Annotated in this window: 15 protein-coding genes; 10 read left to right on the top strand and 5 right to left on the bottom strand. The window is 70.5% G+C overall.

Going from position 1 to position 19,872, the window contains the following annotated elements; all coding sequences use genetic code 11:
* Window positions 1–13: 13 nt before the first annotated feature.
* Window positions 14–376, bottom strand: coding sequence for a hypothetical protein (locus tag IT359_14900; GenBank protein MCC6930272.1), 363 nt, complete (start codon window positions 374–376; stop codon window positions 14–16).
* Window positions 377–462: 86 nt separating this feature from the next.
* Here IT359_14900 and IT359_14895 point away from each other — a divergent pair, with 86 nt between their 5' ends.
* On the top strand, window positions 463–1,734 hold the full coding sequence (locus IT359_14895) for a dicarboxylate/amino acid:cation symporter (GenBank protein ID MCC6930271.1): 1,272 nt from the start codon (window positions 463–465) through the stop codon (window positions 1,732–1,734).
* A gap of 6 nt (window positions 1,735–1,740) precedes the next feature.
* Here the strand turns inward: IT359_14895 and IT359_14890 are convergent, their stop codons facing one another.
* Complete coding sequence (locus tag IT359_14890) at window positions 1,741–2,985, bottom strand: hypothetical protein (GenBank protein MCC6930270.1); 1,245 nt, start codon at window positions 2,983–2,985, stop codon at window positions 1,741–1,743.
* A 17-nt stretch (window positions 2,986–3,002) separates the two neighbouring features.
* A complete protein-coding gene (locus IT359_14885; protein MCC6930269.1) occupies window positions 3,003–4,397 on the bottom strand; it encodes a sigma 54-interacting transcriptional regulator in 1,395 nt (464 codons plus the stop codon).
* Window positions 4,398–4,518: 121 nt separating this feature from the next.
* On the opposite strand from IT359_14885, the gene IT359_14880 reads away from it, so the two are divergent.
* The 8 genes from IT359_14880 (at window position 4,519) to IT359_14845 (ending at window position 15,840) form a co-directional block, all read left to right on the top strand.
* Window positions 4,519–8,037 carry a hypothetical protein gene (locus IT359_14880; GenBank protein ID MCC6930268.1) on the top strand — a complete coding sequence of 1,173 codons (3,519 nt, stop codon included), beginning with the start codon at window positions 4,519–4,521 and terminating at the stop codon, window positions 8,035–8,037.
* 89 nt (window positions 8,038–8,126) lie between these two features.
* The gene (locus IT359_14875) at window positions 8,127–10,679 is read left to right on the top strand and encodes a DEAD/DEAH box helicase (GenBank protein MCC6930267.1); all 2,553 of its coding nucleotides are present in this window, start codon (window positions 8,127–8,129) and stop codon (window positions 10,677–10,679) included.
* A gap of 15 nt (window positions 10,680–10,694) precedes the next feature.
* Complete coding sequence (locus IT359_14870; protein MCC6930266.1) at window positions 10,695–11,408, top strand: HAD-IA family hydrolase; 714 nt, start codon at window positions 10,695–10,697, stop codon at window positions 11,406–11,408.
* 176 nt (window positions 11,409–11,584) lie between these two features.
* Window positions 11,585–12,157, top strand: coding sequence for an RNA polymerase sigma factor (locus IT359_14865; protein MCC6930265.1), 573 nt, complete (start codon window positions 11,585–11,587; stop codon window positions 12,155–12,157).
* On the top strand, window positions 12,154–13,011 hold the full coding sequence (locus IT359_14860; protein MCC6930264.1) for a zf-HC2 domain-containing protein: 858 nt from the start codon (window positions 12,154–12,156) through the stop codon (window positions 13,009–13,011). Before IT359_14865 ends, IT359_14860 begins: the two co-directional genes overlap by 4 nt.
* A 40-nt stretch (window positions 13,012–13,051) precedes the next feature.
* Window positions 13,052–14,152, top strand: coding sequence for a DUF4097 family beta strand repeat protein (locus IT359_14855; GenBank protein ID MCC6930263.1), 1,101 nt, complete (start codon window positions 13,052–13,054; stop codon window positions 14,150–14,152).
* Between the two features lie 28 nt (window positions 14,153–14,180).
* Window positions 14,181–14,987, top strand: coding sequence for a DUF4097 family beta strand repeat protein (locus IT359_14850; GenBank protein MCC6930262.1), 807 nt, complete (start codon window positions 14,181–14,183; stop codon window positions 14,985–14,987).
* 175 nt (window positions 14,988–15,162) lie between these two features.
* Window positions 15,163–15,840, top strand: a complete 678-nt coding sequence (locus IT359_14845) for a Bax inhibitor-1/YccA family protein (protein ID MCC6930261.1) — start codon at window positions 15,163–15,165, stop codon at window positions 15,838–15,840.
* A gap of 147 nt (window positions 15,841–15,987) precedes the next feature.
* Here IT359_14845 and IT359_14840 read toward each other — a convergent pair whose 3' ends face one another.
* Entirely contained in the window at window positions 15,988–16,272 is a 285-nt protein-coding gene (locus IT359_14840; protein MCC6930260.1) for a 4a-hydroxytetrahydrobiopterin dehydratase, read from the bottom strand.
* 51 nt (window positions 16,273–16,323) lie between these two features.
* Window positions 16,324–17,712: an amidase gene (locus IT359_14835; GenBank protein ID MCC6930259.1), complete on the bottom strand. Its 1,389-nt coding sequence runs from the start codon at window positions 17,710–17,712 to the stop codon at window positions 16,324–16,326.
* Window positions 17,713–18,026: 314 nt separating this feature from the next.
* Between IT359_14835 and IT359_14830 the strand changes: the two genes are divergently transcribed.
* Window positions 18,027–19,872: S9 family peptidase (locus IT359_14830; protein MCC6930258.1), on the top strand; the 1,846-nt coding region annotated here is incomplete at its 3' end.

Below are 19,872 nucleotides of genomic sequence, written 5' to 3'. Positions count from 1 at the left end.
CGCGCGGCGTGCATCACCCCTCGATGTCGCCCCCCGCGTCCACCCAGCCGCGAATCCCGCCGCTCATCGACGCCACGTCGCCGTAGCCCATCTGGAGGAGCGTCTCGGTGGCCAGCGCCGAGCGATTGCCGCTGGCGCAGTAGATCACGACGCGCGCCGTGCGCGGGACCGCTGCTTCCACGTTGGACTCGAGGATGCCGCGCGGGATGAAGACGGCCCCCGGGATGTGGCCGAGATTCCATTCGTTAGGCTCGCGACAGTCGATGAGCACCGTCTCGGGGTGCGCCTCGCGCAGTCGCATCGTCTCCTGCGGCGTTACCTGCGTGATGCGCGCGCGCGCCTCGGTGAACAGGTCGCTCGCCGTCTTGTGGGTCATGAGGGGTGGTCTCGTCGGTTGTCGGGGGTTGTGCCGTCGGGAGCGGGCTGCTCGCGCCTCCCGCGACGCGTCGGTAGTTTGGGCGCGTGTCGCTCACGACGAAAGTCCTCATCGCGCTCGCGTTGGGCATGGGTGTCGGGATCCTGGTCTCGACCACCGGGTCGCCGGCGCTCGACGCCCTCGTGCCCATCATCGAACCGGTGGGGACGCTCTGGATCAATGCGATCCGCATGACGGTGGTCCCGCTGGTGATGGGGAGCATCATCGTCGGCGTGACCTCGGCCCCCGACGCGCGGACCATCGGGCGCATCGGGACGCGGGCCCTGGCGTTCTTTCTGGTGATGCTGGTTGCCGGGGGAGTTTTCGCCGCCGTCGTGGCCCCGCCGCTGATCGGGCTGATCCCGATCGACCCCGCGGCGGCCGCGGCGCTGCGCGAGAGCGGCGCCACCGCGGCCACGGCGGCGGCAGAGAGTGTGAAGAAGATCCCGAGCTTCGCGCAGTGGCTCACCGACCTCGTCCCGATCAACCCGGTCAAGGCGGCGGCCGACGGGGCGATGCTTCCGCTGATCGTCTTCTCGGTGTGCTTCGGGCTCGCGCTCACGCGCCTAACGGGCGACACGAAGGAGCTGATGGTGCGCTTCTTTCGCGGCGTGGCCGATGCGGCGCTGACGCTCGTGCGCTGGGTGCTTGCGGCGGCGCCGCTGGGCGTCTTTGCCCTCGCCGTCCCGCTGGCGGCCAGGCTGGGGCTGTCGGCGGCGGGGGCGCTGGTGGGGTACATCGGCGTCACAGCGTTCGTCTGCGTCCTGTTTGCCGTCGTGGTGATGTACCCGCTGGCGGCGGTGGGCGGGCGGGCATCCGTGGCGACCTTTGCGCGTGGCACCTTCCCGGCGCAGGCGGTGGCATTCAGCGCCCGCTCGTCGCTGGCAGCGCTTCCGGCGATGATGGAGGCGGCGCGGGAGCGGCTGCGCCTTCCCGAGCAGGTGACGACGTTCTTCCTTCCGCTGGCCGCCAGCACCTTCCGCATCGGCGGTGCGTTAGGCATCACGACGGGGATCGTCTTCATCGCCCACCTGTACGGCGTCACGCTGGCCCCCGCCCAATTGGCCACGATCGTCGTCACGGTCGTCCTGACGACGTTCTCCGTCCCCGGGATCCCGGCCGGCTCGATCATCGTGATGGTCCCCGTGCTGCTGGCGGCGGGGCTTCCGGTGGAGGGGATGGGGATCCTCCTCGGCGTGGACACGATTCCCGACATGTTCCGCACCACGACCAATGTGACCGGTGACATGGTGGCCGCTTCGGTACTGAGTCGCGGCGAGGGCGAGCGCGCCCCGGCGGCGGCGCCTGCGCCGGGATGACCGTTTCTACGCGCCCGGTTTTCGCAAGCAGCCGTCGATGAAGGCGCGCGTTGCGTTGCCGCGGTCGCCCGCGGTGGTGAAGAAGTCCGACAGGAACTCCTCGGCGTCGCGACGCTCGCCGCTCTCCAGCCCCGGAACCTTGCTGGCGAGCGCCATCAGCGTCGCCTTGCGCGCGGTGAAGTCGGCGACCGTGGGGGCGAGCGCATCCCACGTGCGACAGGGGCCGCGGTACAGGCGCTCGCGCACGCTGCGGATCTGTAGTTGCGGCGCGGGGCCCGCGTAGGGCGCATTGACGAGGCCCGAGAAGTCGAAATCGTAGGGGATGGGGAGGACGCCGACGGAGTCGGTCACCACGAGGCGCACGTTGTGCAAGGCGTAGATCGACCAATCGGTGTTGCCGATCATGTACTCGAAGAGCGCCATGCGATCGAGCGTACCGGGGTCGACGTCGTCGAAGAGTGCGCGGCGCAGCTCGCGCACGCGCCCGCCTTGCCGCGCCGCCATGTCGTCCTCGTTCTCGAGGAACATCGCGGCGCGCGCGGCGACCACCTTCCCATTTGCCGAATCGACGTACGTCGCCGAGGCGAGGCGGGCACGGAACGAGCGCGGCGTCAGCTCGTTGAAGAGCGTGTAGGCGAGGTACTCGCGCCGCAGCAGCTGTTCGTAGCGATCGTCGTTCTGGCAATGGGCGCCGAGCTTGAGCGACTTCTGGCCCTCGAACGGCGTCCCCTCGAGTTCTCCCTTCTTCCCGGGGAAGAGGACGAGGAGGTTCACGAAGCGGCAGGTGCTTCGCTTGAGCCGGAAGTGCCCGCGCGTGCGCAGCTGCACCGCGATGCGGCGCTCGGCGCCGCCGTTGTCCGTCACCACCAACGTCGCCGCATGTCGCGTCCTGCTCAGCGAATCGCGGTCCTTCCCGATGTTGGTGAAGTTGGCAATGAGGGTAAAGGGGAGCGGGTCGCGCGTGGCAAAGAGGGGGCGCGCCACGGCTGCGGCGCTGTCGCGTGCAAGCCTGGCGCGAGCGTTCACCGCCGCCGTGATGCCGTCGGCGGGGGAGGTCGCGCCCTTGTCGCCCTTGTTGCCCTTGTCGCTTTTGTCTCCCTTCTCGCCTTTTGCCTTCTTCTCCCCCTTTCCCTTCCCCTTCGCGGCCGTGGTGTCCTGCCCGGCGAGGGGGCCTAACGTGGGGAGGGCGGGTGCGAGCGTCACGGCCCCCGCTACCGCCAGCCACAACCCGGTGCGTCGCGTACGCGTCATGGATCGCCTCCTGGCTCCTACATCCATTGTTCGGCGGCAGCGCGCGCCACGTAGGGCGCGCCCTCGTCCCGCACGATCCTCGCGACATCGGCGAGGCGCTGTCCCTTGCGCGCGCGCACGGCATAGACGAGGGTCGTTTCCCCGTTGTCCATGGCGCTGCGCACGAACTCGAACTTCCGGGCGTGCGTGCTGAGTACCGCCTCGACGGCGGGGCGTGCATCGTCGGTTCCCGCCACGACCACCGTGAGGCGGCCATCGAACCTGGGGCGTTCGCCAGACGGTTCCTCGCCCGCGACCTCGACCTCGTCGCGTCGCCGGCGCACGCGCTTGGCCAGCGCATCGAGCTGCTCTGGCGCCATCGTCTCGAGGATCTCCCGGTCGAGACGTGCGACAAACTGGCTGGTGCGGTTGGCGATGGCCATCGCGCGCGCCATGTGCTCTTCGGCGCGCTTTCCCTCGATCCCGGGCGGGGTGCGCGCGAAGTCGGTCTGCCAGAGCGCCAGGGCGACGATGATGTAGAGCAGCGAGAGGACGAGCGCGACCTCGAGCTGCACGCCGCAGGCGAGCCCGAGGGCGCTCACCACGAAGACATACACCGCGTCCTTGGAGTCCTCGAGCGAGGTGCGAAAGCGTACCGCGGCGACGATCCCCGCCAGGGAGAAGGCGAGCGCCACGCTGTTGCGCACGAGGACCGCGACCGCCGCGACCACGGCGGGGAGGAGGACGAGCGTGTGCACCACCGACTGCGAGTACCCTTTCTTCTGTCGCGTGAACATGTAGACCCACGCGATTGGCAGGGCGAGGAGGACCGCCGCGACGCAGGCGACGGCGGCCAGCAGCGCCACCAGCTCCGGCGGGAGCGCCGAGAGTACGCCGCCAGCCGCAACGCCCGGCAGTATCTCGTTGACCTTGACGGGGACGTGAATCCCGAGGCCCATGATCGGCGCCAGCGCCTCGCGCACCTGGTCGCGCGTCCCCGGCGTGAGCAGTGCCCATGTGCCGACCAGTGCGGCGCTGAGCGCGGCGTAGTAGACAACAAGGCGGGAGACGACTCCCTGGAACAGTGCGCCGATGCCCGGGCGGGGAGACGACATGTCGTGGCGAGGAGAGGGGGGTAACGCGTGCCCCAGATAGTACCGCCCCGCACGCGCCACGAACAGTGCGCCGCCATCGGCGAGTGTGCGCAGCAGCTTCCCCTGCAGCCCTAACGACCAATGCCCGGTCTCGTCCATGAAGCGCTTGCCGCCGTTGGCGAGCTCGAACAGTCCGTGTCTGGCGGCGCTGGCGTCCGTGAGGGCCCCCTCCGCATGGCCAACCATCTCGCTCTCGAGGAAGTGCGCGCGGCGTGCGGCGCACTGCACGGCGGCGAGCGGACCTTCCCGACTCTTCCTCGCTCGGTGCGTGGACGGCACCGACGACCTGGCTCTATGACGGACAGTACAAGCCCCGCCAAGGCGGGCGCTGTGCGTGAAATGGCCAAACGCGAAACGTTCTGGTACGGGTCGCGCCTGACTTCACCGATACGGTGCAGGCGTGCTTACTCGACGCCACGCCACCGACCTGCTGACCCGCTTCGCCAACGGGCAGCCTCCGCACGACATCCTCCCCTTCCTGGGCTTCGGCGAGTCGCCCCTCCCACTCGACGCGTCCATCGCGTTGCTCGAGGGGCTCCCGGTCGCGCGCGCCGAGGTGGCGACACCGGCCAGCCACGGCGGTGGGGCGGGGGCGCGACGCGCGCTGCTGGTCGCGCTCGCGCCGCACGTCCCGCTGCGCACCATGGTCGCCTCGCTGGCACAGCGCCTTCATCGCGACGCGCCACACCACGACTGGCTCCTGCTCGTGAGTGCCGGCGCCAACGGCGCGCTCGCCAGTTGGCGAAGCGAGGGCGCCAAGGCGCGCGTGAGCGCGCTCATCTTCCACGGCGAGCGCGTACTCGAGAGCGATGCGGAAGTCGTGATGGCGTTGCACGCCGCGTCGAGCGGCGACGACGTCGTCGTGCACGAGCGGTGGTGCGAGATTCTGGGGCGCGAGGCGCTGTCCCACCGCTTCTATCGCGCGCTCGAACATCATGTCCTTGCACTGGGCGAGGGAGCGCGCGGCAGCGCCCCGTCCGACGCGCGACGCGAGCTGGCCCTGGTCACCACGTCGCGGCTCCTCTTCCTCGCCTTCCTGCAATCCCGCGGTTGGCTGGACCGCGACGCGGACTTCCTGGCGCGACACCTCGACCGCATCCTCGCCTCGGGAGGTGACGCGCACCGGCGATTCCTCGAGCCGCTCGCCTTCGGGACGCTCAACACGCGCGTCTCGCAGCGGGCGGCGGCCGCGCGCGCGTTCGGTCGCGTCCCCTTCCTCAACGGCGGTCTCTTTGCCCGGTCCCCGCTGGAGTGCCGGCACCGGCACCTGCGCTTCCGGGACGAGGATGTGGGGGCGCTCTTCGACGAGCTCCTGGCGCGCTATCGCTTCACCGGGCGCGAGCAGCAGCGCGACTGGACCGAGAGCGCCATCGACCCCGAGATCCTGGGGCGCGCCTTCGAGTCGTTGATGGCGTCGCGCGAGCGGCGCGACAGCGGGGCGTACTACACGCCGCACGCCCTCGTATCGCGCCTGACCGACGCCGCACTCGAGGACGTGCTCGGCGCCAGCGGTGCGGTGCGCGATCCGGCGCTGGCGCTTCGCGACCCGGCGGCGCTTGCACCTGACGAGCGCCGGGCGATGCATGGTGCGCTCGTCTCGATCCGCCTCCTCGATCCGGCGTGCGGCTCGGGGGCCTTTCTCGTCCACGCCCTGGAGCGCATCGCGCACCTGGCCTCGGCGGCGGGCGACGAGCGGTCGCCGTCGGCGCTGCGCCGCGCCATGCTGACCTCGTCCATCTTCGGCGTCGACCTCAACCCGATGGCCGTCTGGCTGTGCGAGTTGCGGCTGTGGCTCTCGGTGGTGATGGACTTCGACGTCACCGATCCGCTCGAGGTCCCGCCCCTCCCCAACCTCGACCGCAATGTGCGCGTGGGCGACACACTGGCGGGGGGCGACCTGGGATTGTCGCGCGATGACCGGCGCGGCGGTGCACGCGAGGGGGCGCGCGAGGGGGCGCGCGAGGGGGCGCGCGAGGGGGCGCGCGAGGGGGCGCGCGAGAGCTCGCGCGACGCGAAGACCACGGCGGTGCTGCGCGCGCGATACGCGCGGGCGACAGGTCCTCGCAAGCAGTCGCTGGCCCGCGCGCTCGATCGCGTGGAACGCCGCGCCGCGCGAGCGGAGCTCGACGATCGCCTGCGCGCGGCAACGGAAGGGCGGCGCGCGCTCGTGCATGCGGCGCGCGGTCGTGACTTGTTTGGCAACCGGCGCGGGGCGGTGGGCGACGAGCGTCACGCGCTCGCCGAGGTGCGCCAGCGCGTGCGTGCCATCCGCCAGGCGCAACGCTCCCTCGCGCGCGGCGGCGCGCTGCCGTTCCGCTTCGCCTCGCACTTTGCCGACGTCGCCGCGGCGGGCGGCTTCGACATGATCCTCGGCAATCCGCCCTGGGTGCGCCTGCATCGCATCCCCGCCGAGCATCGCGAGGCGTTCCGCCGCGACTTCGCGGTCTTCAGGAACGCGGCATGGCAGGCAGGGGCGGCGGCGGCCGGCGCCGGCGCCGGCTTTGCCGCACAGGTCGATCTCGCCGCGCTCTTCACCGAACGGTCCATGGCGCTCCTGCGATCACGCGGGACGCTGGCGCTCCTCCTCCCGCTCAAGCTCTGGCGTTCCCTGGCCGGCGGCGGAGTGCGCCGGCTGCTCGGCGCCGATCACGAGTTGCAGCTGCTGGAAGACTGGTCCGAGGCACCGGCCTCGTTCGACGCCGCCGCGTACCCCTCCTTGGTGGTGGCGCGGCGCCGCGGCGAGTTGCAGCCGACGGATAGCGCCGCTGCCAGCGAGCGCGCGACCCCACCACGGGCTGCTGCAGCGCCAGCGGCCGGCGCAGCAATTCCGGCAGCCGCAACAACGGCCACAAGGGCAACAACGGCAACAACGGCAACAACGGCAACAACGGCAGCGGCAACTGCGGCAACTGCGGCAACTGCGGCAACTGCGCCAGCGCCAGCGCCAGCGCCAAAGCGCAAGCGCCTCGCCGCGAGCGAGACGCCGCCGATGGTGCGCCTCGGCGTGCACCGCCGCGACTTCGCGATCGGCTGGTCGTGCAGCTGGCGGGATGTCCCGCTGGACGAGACGCCGGGGGCGCCGTGGCTCATCCTCCCGCCCCCGGCGCGCGCCGCCTTCGCGCGCCTCGCCGCCGCCGGCCCCTCGCTCGCTGAGAGCGGGCTCGGACGCCCCATCCTCGGCGTGAAGTGCGGGTGCAACGATGCCTTCCTGGTCGAGGACGTCGGGAAGGGGAGCACCCATGCCGTCGTGCGCGGCGCCGGACGCGAATGCACGCTGGAAGCCTCGCTCCTGCGCCCCGTCCTGCGCGGCGAACAGGCGCGGGCCTGGACGGCGATCGCGACGCCGGAACGCATCATCTGGACGCACGATCCCGCGGGGCGTGCGCTGGCCACGCTCCCGCCACACGCCGCGCGCTGGTTCGCCCGCTGGCGCGGCGATCTCTCACGCCGCACCGACCTGCGCGGCTCGCGCGCCTGGTGGTCGTTGCATCGCATCGAGGCGGCCGCATCGACGCGCCCGCGCGTGGTATGGGCCGACATGAGCCGCGGGCCGCGCGCCTGCATCCTCCCCGCGCATTCTCCCGTCGTTCCGCTCAACAGCTGCTATGTCGCGACGTGCCGTGACGACACCGACGCCGCCACGCTCGCCGCGCTGCTCAACTCCCCGCTCGCCGGCGCCTGGCTCGACGCACTCGCCGAACCCGCGCGCGGCGGCTTCCGACGCTACCTCGGCTGGACGGTCGCGCGGCTCCCTATTCCCGCCGACTGGCAACGCGCGCGCGACATCCTCGCCCCGCTCGGGCAGCGCGGCGTGGCGGGAGAGACGCTGGGGAGCGACGAACTCCTCGACGCAGTCATCGCGGCCTATCGCGTGCGCCCGGCGCTCGCCCGCGCGCTGGTGGAGTGGACGTGGCGATGACGCCAACGTCGCCAATGACGCCAACGTCGCCAATGACGCCGACGTCACCAGTGTCGCCAGAGAAATGGCCATCACCATTGCGGCGCCTCGTGCGGGAGACACTCGCCGCGCGATCGCTCGCCGTCCCGGCGCGCGTGCGCACGTTCGTGCGCCACTGCCTGCGTCAGCTCGAGGACGAGTCGACCGCGAGCGACGCGGCACTCGGCGAGATCACGCTCCTCCCGCATCAAGTAGCCGGCGCCGCGCGCCTTCGGGCGATCCTGCAACGTCACGGGGGAGCGCTGCTCGCCGATGAGGTGGGGTTGGGGAAGACCTACACCGCGCTTGCCGTTGCGCGCGAATCGGCGCGCATCCTCGTGGTGGCGCCGGCTTCGGTGCGGGAGATGTGGCGCGACGCGAGCGCGCGGTGCGCGGTTCCCGTGACGGTGGTGTCATACGAACAGCTCAGCGCCGGTCGGCTCCCCCCCGCGGCGCGATGGGAACTGGTGATTCTCGACGAAGCGCATCGCGCGCGTTCGCCGGCCACGCGCCGCTACCAGGCCATCGCGCAGCTGGCGGTGGGGGCGCGGCTCCTCCTCCTCAGCGCCACGCCGGTCCACAATCGCCGCGGCGACCTCGACGCGCTGATGGCGCTCTTCCTGGGAGGTGGTGCCGCCTCGCTGGACGCAGCCACGCTCGGCGCCCTCATCGTGCGGCGGCGCGTGGACGACGTGGGGACGCACCTCCCGGCGCTCGGCGCCGTGCAGCGTCACGCGCTCCCTCGCGCACCGGCTGTGCTCGACGCCATGCGCGCCCTGCCCCCCCCGCTCCCCCCATCCGATGGCGGCGTGGCCACCGCGCTCGTCGCGTTGCAGCTGGCGCGAGCCTGGTGCTCCAGCGACGCCGCACTCCTCGCCGCCATCCGGCGACGCCTGGCCACCGCGACCGCCATCGAGCACGCGCTCGACGCCGGGCGTCTTCCCACCCACCGCGACCTCGCCGCCTGGACTCCCCAAGGCGACGGTAGCGTGCAACTCGCCTTTCCGGAGTTGGTCGCCGCCGCCCCTTGCGGCGACATCGCCTCGCAGCACGCCGTGGTCCGCCGGCACGCCGATGCACTCCGAGCCTTGCGAACGCTCGTGCGCACGCACGCCGCACGCGACCACGTGCGCGTCGACACGCTCCGCCGCATCCTCGACGCGCATCGCGATCGCCAGGTCGTGATCTTCACGCACTCCGCCGAGACCGCCGAGTCGGTCTTTCGCGCGCTGCGCGACCACGCGCGCGTCGCCCTCCTCACCGGACGCGGGGCCTGCATTGCCAGCGGCGCCATCCCGCGCGCCGAGCTGCTGGCCGCCTTTGCGCCTGACGGCGATCGCCGGCGACGGACCGACGACATCGCGCGCGTCGACGTCCTCGTGGCGAGCGATGTCGTGAGCGAGGGCGTCAACCTGCACGCAGCATCAGTCATCGTGCACCTCGACCTCCCCTGGACCGTCGCCCGGTTCGAGCAACGCATGGGACGCGTGCGCCGCATCGGGTCGGCGCACGGCGCGATCGCGTCGCATCTCATCCTCCCCCCGGCTGACGCCGAGGAACTCGGCAGCGCCGTGCGCGTCCTGGCCCGAAAGGCGCAGCTCGCCGCGGGAACCGTCGGCGCCTCGACCATTCTCCTCGGTGCTGAAGCGTGGGCGCCGCTGGCATCGGGCAGCGACGACCACGCACCCGTAGCCGCACGCCACGCGCTCATCGCAAAGCTGCGAGCCATCGATCGTGCCGCCGTCGGACGTGCGTCATGGGTGACGAACGATGACACTCCGATCGCCGTACCCGGTCTCGACGCGCCGCGAACACTTGCCTTGGTGCGCGTCGCGCACGACGCGCGTCTCCTCGTCGCATCGCCCGCGGGCGCGAGCGATGCACCACACGACGTGGGCGCGGTGCTGGAACACCTTGCAGCTGCATGGGCTCCGCATGCTAGCGCTGCAAGCGAGTGCAAAAGCTCCAGAAACCGGCCACCGGCATCCGAGACCGAACGCGCGATCGAACCCGCCATTGAGCGCGCCACCGACCGCTCTATCGACCGCTCTATCGACCGCTCTACCGACCGCGCCATTCTCGGCTGGTGCGCAACCGAAGCCGCACGGCGGCAGCTGCGCGGCGACATTGCGCACGACTCGCTCGCCCACCGTCGACTCCTGCGGGCGCTCGCCACGGCCGTCGCCCGCGCCCCGCGCACGAGACGCTCGCAGGTCGCCGCGCGCGCCGCCACCGCGCGCGCACTCGCCTGGCGCCACACCGGGGCCGGCGCCGACCGGATCCTCGACGAACTCTCGGCCTCCGCCCCATTCGCCGCTTCACTCGGCGCAATCGCTCGCAACTCGCCCCACCTGCCGGCAGCCGTCGTTCAGCCACCGGGCCGTGGTGGGCGCGCCACCGCGCCGGCTATCGTCGCTACGCCAGCGGCCATCGCGCACGACGAAGCCTGGCTCGAACACGTCCTTCGTCGCCTCTCGGAAACGCCCACGCGCCCACCCCTCCTACCGCTCGGCATTCCACCGTTGGTCGCCGGGCGCGATACCGAAACGCCGCGGGACGACGCTGCCGCAACGGTCACCGTCGTGGCGACGCTCACCCTCATCCCCGACCGTTCCGCCCCGTGAGCTATCCTTCCCCGTATGCCTGCGGATCCCACTTCGACCGTCGCGCCCGCCACGCGCGCCGCGCGCCGCCACCCAGTCGTCCTCTTCGACCTCGACGGCAGCCTCATCGACTCGATCGAGCTCCTCATCAGCGCGATGACCCACGCCTTCGACTCGCGCGAGGGGCCGCGCCCGACGGTCGAGGAATGGGTCGCGACCATCGGGCGCCCACTCGTCTGGCAGTTCGGGCAGTACGCCACCGGCGACGACGATCTCCAGCACCTCGTGCACAGCTATCGCACCTTTCAGTACGAGCACCACGACCGCCTCACCCGCGCCTACGACGGCATCCCGTCTCTCGTCGAGCGCCTCCACGGCGCGGGGCACCCGCTCGGCGTGGTCACCTCGAAGACCGATCACCTCGCCAACCGCTCCATTGCCCACGTCGGCCTCGCGCCCTTCTTCGACATCGTCGTCGGCGCCGACCGCACCACCCGGCACAAGCCCGACCCCGACCCGATCTGGTTCGCCCTCGGCGAGCTTGGCGACCGCGCGGAGCGCGCCGTCTATGTGGGCGACTCGCCGTTCGACATCATGTCGGCCAACGCCGCGGGTGCGATCTCGATCGCCGTCACCTGGGGCGCCGCCGCCCGCGCCTCCCTCCTCGAGGCCTCCCCGCGGCACCTGGTCACCACCATCGCCGAACTGGATGCCCTGATCGCAAAACTCTCACCCCCCCAGGGCACGTAGGAGAAGACGAGAGGACGAGAAGACGGGAAGACGAGGGGGTGGTTCGCGAAGAGTGCCGCACCCGAGGGCCCACCCCTCGTCTTCTCGTCTTCCCGTCTTCTCGTCCTCTGCCCCATTCAAACCTTCCGCCCGTCGCCGCCATCTCACCCCGTGAGCATACGACGACCGGTTCGATCGTGACGGTGGCCTCACTGGAACCAACCCCCTTCCCCGTAGCGACCGACGCCACCGACCTCTCCCTCGCCTCGCGAGCGGCGGGGGGTGACCGGCGGGCGTTCGAGCAGCTCTATCGCTCGCACGTGAATCGCGTCTTCGCCGTCTGCGCGCGCATGGTCAACGACCGGGCGCTCGCCGAAGAGCTCACGCAGGACGTCTTTGTCCGCGCCTGGGACAAGCTCGCCCTTTTCCGCGGCGACTCGGCCTTTGGCACGTGGCTGCACCGGCTGGCGGTGAACGTGGTCCTGAACGCGCGGAAGGCGGAGAGTCGCAAGCGCTCGCGTTTCGAGGATGAGGGCGACATGATCGATGACCTCCCGCAGGGGAGCCAGGCATCGGTTCCCGGCGCCGCCATCGATCTGGAGGCGGCGGTCACCCTCCTCCCGCCGGGGGCACGAAAGGTCTTCGTGCTCCACGACGTGGAGGGATACAAGCACGAGGAAATCGCGGGGATGCTCGGCATCACCGCTGGTGGGAGCAAGGCGCAACTCCATCGCGCCCGGCACCTGTTACGAGAGGCCCTGAACCGATGACCACCCGCAACCTGACCTGCGTCGAACTGGACGAACGGCTGGGCGACTACCTCGAAGGGTCGCTCGACGATGCGTCCGTGGCCGACCTCGAGTTGCACCTGTCGGGATGTCCCGCCTGCACGGCGCTGGTGCGCGACTTCGAGCGCATCACGCGCGACGCGGCGACGCTCCCCACGCTCACCCCGTCGCACGACCTGTGGCCGGCCATTGCGCAGCGCCTTGCCGCGCCGGTGGCCGACCTCGGCGCGCACGCGGCCGCGAAGCGCTCGCCTGACGCCGCCGCCGGCGCCAGTGGTGTCGCTGGCTCCGCACGCTGGCATCGCCTCCGCCTCGGCGCCATCGCCGCCGGGCTGGTCGGCATCACCGCCATCTCCACCTACTACCTCACCCGCCGCGGCCAGGACTCGAACGCCGCGTCGGTGGCGGCGGCGCGTCCCGACTCCGGTCGCGCCCCCGCGGCGCCAGGCGGCGCTGATGTCTCGCCCGGCCCGCGAGTCGACGCCGGAACACCAACGACCGGCAGCGGCGCCACGCTCCCCGGCGCGCCCGCCACCGGCGCCCAGGCGACCGCGACGCTCGCCAGCCGCAACGCGCGACTCCCGGCCCGCGACACCTACGACGCCGAGATCTCCTCGCTGCGCGGCATCGTCTCACAACGGCGCGACCAACTCGACCCGCGCACCGTGGCCGTCCTCGAGACGTCGATCGCCACGATCGACTCGGCGATCGCCGACGCCCGGCGCGCCCTCGACGCCGATCCGGCCTCGCGCTTCCTGTCCACGCAACTCAACAAGGCGCTCGAGAAGAAGCTCGGACTCCTCCGCACCGCTGCGTTGCTCCCGTCTGTCACCTGACTTCTCCCGCCGATCGCGATTGCACCTGACCGACACGCCCATGCCACGTTCCTACTCCTCCCCGCTCTTCGCCATCGCGCTCGCCGCGGTGCTCCCGGCCTGCGTCCTGGCGCAATCGAGCACTCGCGCCAATGAACGTTCCACGGAACGGTCGATCGAACGGATGGCCGAAAGCATCGCCGCGGCCGCCGAGCGCATGGCCGCCCGCGTCGAGAAGCACGCGACCATCATGGCCGACCGCATCGAGCGCGAGTTCGATCGCAAGCGCAGGTCCGGCGCCTACGAACACTGGGATGACGACGACTTCCAGGAGGGACGCACGCGCATCGACACGACCTTCGCCTTCGCCGACGACGGGACGATCGACCTCTCGTTGATCGCGGGCGATATCATCGTGACGGGATGGAGCCGCGGTGAGGCGCACATCAAGGCGTCGTCGGATCGCGGGCGCCTCGAGCTCGACGTCTCCTCGTCGCGCGTCACGCTCGAGGAGCGTGGACGCGGCTCCATGTGGGGCAGTCGGCGCGGCAACGACTCGCGCTACGAGGTCTGCCTGCCGCGCGGCGCGCGCGTCATCGCCCGCAGCACCTCGGGCGACGTCGTGATTCGCGGCACCGGCGGCGCGGTCGAGGCAAACTCCACCAGCGGCGACGTCATGGTGGAGGATGCCACGCGCCGCGTCGAGCTGTCGTCGGTGTCCGGCGACGTGTCGGCGCGCAAGGTCCGCGGTACCATCGACGTCTCCTCGGTGTCCGGCACCATCGAGTTGGATGACGTCGAGGGGGAACTGCACGCCAACACCACCAGCGGCGACATTCAGCTGGGCCACGTGGTGTCGCGCGACATCGAGGCATCCACCACCAGCGGCGACATCACCTTCTCCGGCAGCATCTCGGGCGACGGGCGCTACGAGTTCAACTCGCACTCCGGCAACATCGAGTTGGCCATCCCCTCCTCCGCCAACGCCCGCTTCGCCGTCGAGACCTACAGCGGGGAACTCGATTCCGACTTCCCCATCACCTTGCAGCCGGGCGACCGTTCCCTGCGCCGCCCGCGCCGCTTCGAGTTCACCGTCGGCAGCGGCGGCCCGCGCATCGTCGCCGAGACCTTCAGCGGCGACCTCCAGATCCGCAAGCGTTAGGCACCACCAGGCCCAGGAGACGCTCCCCGTGAAGCCGCTCGCGCATCGCGCCCTCGCGCTCGCCATCCTCGCCCTCGGCACGACCGCCGCACTCGCGCGCCCGGCCACGGCGCAGGGGAATCCCGACTTCTCCTGGGAAGGGCGCATCCCCCGTGGCCGCTGGCTCCTTGTCCGCAACCTCAACGGCGCCATTCGCGTCGAACGCGCCTCGGGTGACAAGGCCGAAGTCACCGCCGAGAAGCGCGTGCGCCGCGGCTCCGGCGACGCCGTCCGCATCGAGGTCAAGAAGGGATCCAACAACGACGACATCCTCATTTGCGCCTTCTGGACCAACAACGCGTCCTGCGACGAAGAGGGCTACCGCAGTCGCGGTGAGAATGGATGGAACCGGCGAAACGAGGTCTCCGTCGAGTTCACCGTCCGACTTCCCGACGGCGTCAAGCTCGTCACCTCCTCGGTGAACGGCTCGCTCCACATCGAGGGCGCCACCTCCGAGGTCGACGCCAGCACCATGAACGGCGGCATCACCGCCTACACGAACGGCGGCCCGGTGCGCGCCACGACCGTCAACGGCGGGATCGATGTCCGCATGCGCGATACCGGGACCGAGGACCTCGAGTTCGAGACGGTCAACGGCTCCGTGACGATCGAGCTCCCCGCCTCGCTCAACGCCGACCTCGACATGCGCACCGTGAACGGGCGCGTGCAGTCCGACTTCCCCCTCACCATCTCCGGCCGCATCAACCCGCGCCACATCCGGGCCACCATCGGCAAGGGAGGTCAGCGCCTCAAGGTCTCGACCGTCAACGGCTCGGTCGACATCCGGAAGATGTAACCGCTCCTCGCGCTCCCCCCGCTCCCCCCCGCTCCACCCCGCTCAGCCCTGCGCGCGAACTCCACCCCCCTGTGACGGGTACATAGGGGAGAACGCGATCGATTCATCGGTCGTCCTACCCGTCCCTGCGGTCCGGACGGTAGAATTCGGCGTCCCCCCACTGCAGGAGATTGAGATGGGCATCTCGGCCCGCCCCTTCCCGGGCGTCGCAGTTCGCACGGGTGCCGAGCGAGCGACGCTCGTGCGCCGGACCTACGCGCTGGTCTTCGCCAGCATCCTGGTAACCATTGGTGGCGCCGCCTTCGCCATGTCGCAGCCCGGCATCATGGCGGCCGTCGCCCGGCATCCGTTCATCACGGTGATCGGGATGTTCGCCCCGCTGCTGCTGGCGCTCAAGTTCCGCAACGCCTTCCCCGCCAATCTGGGGCTCGTCTTCCTCTTCACCTTCGTGGAAGGGTTGGCGATCTCCCCGATCCTGTACGTCTACGGGCGCAACAGCCCGGGGGTCATCGGGCAGGCCGGACTCCTTACCGCGAGCGCCTTCGGCATCCTCACGATCTACGCCTTCGTCTCGCGCCGCGACTTCTCGGCATGGGGGGCGTTCTTCAGCGTGGGGCTGTGGGTCCTCATCGCCACGTCGCTCCTCAACCTGTTCTTCCAGAACCAGACCGCGTCGCTCTGGCTTGCCGGCGCGACCGTCCTGGTCTTCAGCGGACTCCTGGTCTTCGACACGTGGCGCCTTCGCAACGTCTTTGGCCCGGATGATTACGTGCAGGCCGCGGTCACGATCTATCTCGACCTGCTCAACATGTTCCTCGCCATCCTCCAGCTCCTCGGCGGGCGTCGCGAGTGAGCTGGGGCACGCGGTGACCGGCGCGCCGGCAACCGATCGGTAGGGCAAACGTGAACGGCCCCGGTCATGCGACCGGGGCCGTCGTCTTTCACGTGCATCGTGCCGTGCTCGCGGCCGACGCGCAACCGGCGGACGACCGGCGCGCGCTCAGAGCGCGTCGAGCGCGCGGGCGAGCGCCAGGTCCTTCGTCGTGATCCCTCCCGCGTCGTGCGTCGAAAGCGTGACCGTGATGCGCGTGTAGCGAATGTCGATGTCCGGGTGGTGGTTCATCGACTCGGCGGCATCGGCGGCGCGTCGCACCCAATCGATCCCTGCGGGGAAGGCCGGGAACGTGAACGTCTTGACCAACGCCTGGGCGCGCCGCGCCCAACCGGGGAGCGAGCCGAGTTCGCGCTGGATCTCGATGTCCGACAGCGGGAGCGACGAGGCCATGTCAGCCACTCACGGGGCGTGGGAAGAAAGCAACGACCGCACGAAGATACTTCAGCGAGCGATGGGCGGGCGGCGCTGGTGCCAGTGCGTTTCGCGCTGGAAGGCGGCGCCGATGGCCAGCACCTGTTCGTCTGCCCCCTCGGCGGCAAAGAACTGCAGCCCGATGGGGAGCCCCTTCGCCAATCCGCACGGGACGCTCAGCGCCGGGAGTCCGGCCAGGTTCTGCGGCGCGTTGAAGCGCGTGAACGCCTCGACCGCGTTCACCTCGCGCCCATCGATGTGCACCACCTGCTCGTTGATGCGCGGCGGGAGCGCGGGGAGCGTGGCCCCCACGAGGACGTCGACTTCGGCGAACGTCTGCGCGAACGCGGCGCGCACCGTCTCGCGGCGGGCCATCGCATTCAGGTAGTCCAGCGCGCTGTGCTTGTAGCCCCCTTCGAGCCGCTTGCGCACCAGCGGGCCGTACGCCGCCGGGTTGTGCTTGAGGTAGCGATCGTGGTAGGCGATCGCCTCGCTGGCGGTGATGACGCCGGAGGCTTCCTGCGCCCCCTCCAACGCCGGGATCTCGACGTCGCGGATTTCCTTCACCAGCGGGCGCAGCACCTTGAGCGCCTTGTCGATCGCCTTGGCGATCTCGCCGTCGAGGTCGCGCAGGTGGTACTCCGACACCCCGACGACGAGCCCCTTGCTGCTGTGGCGCAGCGCCTTCACGAATCGCTCCACCCCGCCCTTGGCCCCGGTCATGACGCCCAGCATGATCGCCGCGTCGGCCACCGTGTGCGTCATGGGACCCACATGGTCGAGCGAGGGCGACAGCGGAACGATCCCTTCGTTAGGCAGGAGCCCGTAGGTCGGCTTGAAGCCCGTCACGCCGCAGCACGCCGCCGGGATGCGGATCGAGCCGCGCGTGTCGGTCCCCACCGCGGCCGCGCACAGCCCCGCGGCCACCGCCGCCCCCGAACCACCACTCGACCCGCCCGCCACGTGCTCGGCATTCCATGGGTTGCGCGCCGGGCCAAAGTGCTCGTTGGCCGAGGTCACGCCTAACGCCACCTCGTGCAGGTTCGTCTTCCCGAGGATGATCGCCCCCGCCTTGCGCAGCCGCTTCACCACCGGCGCCTCGTCGCCCGCGGGAATCCCGTCGCCGAACACCTTCGACCCCGCCGTCGTCGGCGCGTCGCTCGTGAGGATCAGGTCCTTGATCGCGATCGGGACGCCGGCCAGCGGCCCCGGATCCTTCTTGGCCGCCACCAGCTTCTCCACCTTGTCCGCCGCCTCGAGGGCCGCATCGCCGGTGACCGTGATGTAGGCGTTGAGCGACGGATTGTGACGGCCGATCGCGTCGAGGATGTCGCGCACGAGGTCGACCGGGGAGGCCTGCCGGTGCGTGACGGCCTTGGCGATATCCTGGAGGTCCGTAAAGGGCGTAAGGGCGGACATGCTCGTCGGGAACGTGATTCGGGACGTGCGGGACGTCGCAGCCTCGCCGGAGCATCGTCGTTGCGCCTCCGGCGGCTTCAGCCGCCCCTGAAAGATGATCGGTTCCCCTCCAATAGGCGACTCATGGGGGCGATTTCGTCGCCAGCGGTCGTGCAAGCGGTCCTGCGCCCCAGCATTCCCTGCGGTGTTTGCGGTGTTTGCGGTGTTCACGGTGTTGCCGGCGGAACCGCCGTTGCGCACGTTCTGCCTCTCGTCGCTTCCCGGCCCTGGTGCCTCACAGGCGCACCATTCGACCTCTCCGTTCGAGGCTCGCCATGCAACACATCCACATCCCCACCGCTCCTGCCCAGCCAATGCGACGCACGTTGGGCGCCTTCCGCAAATCGGGCGCGCTCCGCGCACTGGGCGCGCTCCGCGCACTGGGCGCCGTGGCCGCGCTGTTGCCGGCGCTACTCGCGGCGCAAGGCACATCCTCCTCCGCCGATCGTCGCATTTCTCTCCTCTCCCCCGCCGACATCTTCCAGTTGGAGTACGCCGCCGACCCGGCCATCTCCCCTGACGGAAGCTGGATTGCCTACGTGCGCCGCTGGAGCGACCCGATGACCGACCGTCGCTACAGCAACATCTGGCTGGTAAAGAGCGACGGGAGCGGGCATCGTCCGCTCACCTCGGGAAAGTTCAGCGAGGACTCTCCCGCGTGGTCACCGGACGGGAAGCGCCTGGCCTTCGTCTCCAACCGGGGCGGGAGTGCGCAGCTATGGGTGCGGTGGATGGACACCGGCGACGCGCTGGCGGTGACCAACGCGGCGACGGCGCCGAGTGCCCCAGCCTGGTCGCCCGACGGGACGCAGCTCGCCTTCCTGCAGCTGGTCCCGCGGCCGGCGCTGGTGGTCGGCACACCGCTCGCGCCTCCGCCAGGCGCAACGTGGTCTCCCCCACCCAAGTACACCGACCGCCTCGTCTTCCGGCAGGACCAGCTGGGCGAGCTGCCCAGCGGCTTCGTGCACGCCTTCGTGGTCCCGGCCGAGGGGGGGACGGCGCGCCAGGTCACGAGCGGCGACTTCCAGCACGGCGGGCAGGTGTATGGCGGCGGGGCGGTGGCGTGGAGTGCGGATGGGCGCGAGTTGCTCCTGGCGGCACGTCGGGGCGAGAACCCGGAATGGAACGCCCGCGAGACCGACCTCTTCGCCTTCAGCGTCTCCTCGGGGACGCATCGCCGCCTCACCGATCGCTTCGGTCCCGACCAGTCACCGGCCGCGTCACCCGATGGAGGCTACATCGCGTGGGTCGGGTACGACGATCGCAAGCAGGGATACCAGAACACCCTGCTCTACGTGATGATGCCCGACGGTTCGGGAAAGCGGGCCATCTCCACGGCGATGGATCGCAGCGTCGGGAGCCCCGTGTGGAGCGCCGACTCGCGCGCCGTCTACGTCACCGTGGACGATTCCGGGAACACCAAGGTTGCCCGCATTGCGCTCGACGGGACGTGGCGCATCGTGGTCCGCAACCTCGGCACCGGGAACTCGGCGTACAGCGGCGGGTCGTTCTCCGTTGCACGTGACGGGCGCATCGCCTACACGCTCAGCACGCCGTCCGTCGCGTCGGAGGTGGCGCTGGCGCCGGCGGTGGCGCCTAACGCGGCGGTCCCGTTGCCCCCGGCCCGCACGCTCACGTCGATCAATGCCGACGTGCTCGGGGAAAAGACCCTCGGCGCCGTCGAGGAGATCTGGTACGAGTCGTCGAAGGACAAGCGGAAGATCCAGGGGTGGATCATCAAGCCGCCGGGCTTCGACCCGCGCAGCAAGTACCCGCTCATCCTCGAGATCCACGGCGGGCCGTTCGCCAACTACGGCGACCGCTTCGATGAGGAAAAGCAGGTCATGGCGGCCAACGGTTTCGTGGTGCTCTACACCAACCCGCGCGGGAGCACGAGCTACGGCGAGACGTTCGGGAACCTCATCCATCACGCGTATCCGGGTGACGACTTTTACGACCTCAACTCCGGCGTGGATGCGGTGATCGCCAAGGGGTACATCGACGAGAAGAACCTCTTCGTCACCGGCGGGAGCGGTGGCGGCGTCCTCACCGCGTGGATGATTGGCCACACCGATCGCTTCCGCGCCGCGCTGGCCTTCTATCCCGTGATCAACTGGGAGT

It is taken from the genome of Gemmatimonadaceae bacterium (genome assembly GCA_020852815.1).
Taxonomy (GTDB): domain Bacteria; phylum Gemmatimonadota; class Gemmatimonadetes; order Gemmatimonadales; family Gemmatimonadaceae; genus SCN-70-22.
This window is presented reverse-complemented; position numbering and strand designations above follow the sequence as displayed.

What these genes read in the sequence shown, in the direction of transcription:
- IT359_14890 (MCC6930270.1), bottom strand. Translation starts at nt 2,985, where the DNA reads ATGACGCGTACGCGACGCACCGGGTTGTGGCTGGCGGTAGCGGGGGCC.
- IT359_14845 (MCC6930261.1), top strand. Translation starts at nt 15,163, where the DNA reads ATGGGCATCTCGGCCCGCCCCTTCCCGGGCGTCGCAGTTCGCACGGGT.
- IT359_14835 (MCC6930259.1), bottom strand. Translation starts at nt 17,712, where the DNA reads ATGTCCGCCCTTACGCCCTTTACGGACCTCCAGGATATCGCCAAGGCC.
- IT359_14870 (MCC6930266.1), top strand. Translation starts at nt 10,695, where the DNA reads ATGCCTGCGGATCCCACTTCGACCGTCGCGCCCGCCACGCGCGCCGCG.
- IT359_14855 (MCC6930263.1), top strand. Translation starts at nt 13,052, where the DNA reads ATGCCACGTTCCTACTCCTCCCCGCTCTTCGCCATCGCGCTCGCCGCG.
- IT359_14840 (MCC6930260.1), bottom strand. Translation starts at nt 16,272, where the DNA reads ATGGCCTCGTCGCTCCCGCTGTCGGACATCGAGATCCAGCGCGAACTC.
- IT359_14860 (MCC6930264.1), top strand. Translation starts at nt 12,154, where the DNA reads ATGACCACCCGCAACCTGACCTGCGTCGAACTGGACGAACGGCTGGGC.
- IT359_14900 (MCC6930272.1), bottom strand. Translation starts at nt 376, where the DNA reads ATGACCCACAAGACGGCGAGCGACCTGTTCACCGAGGCGCGCGCGCGC.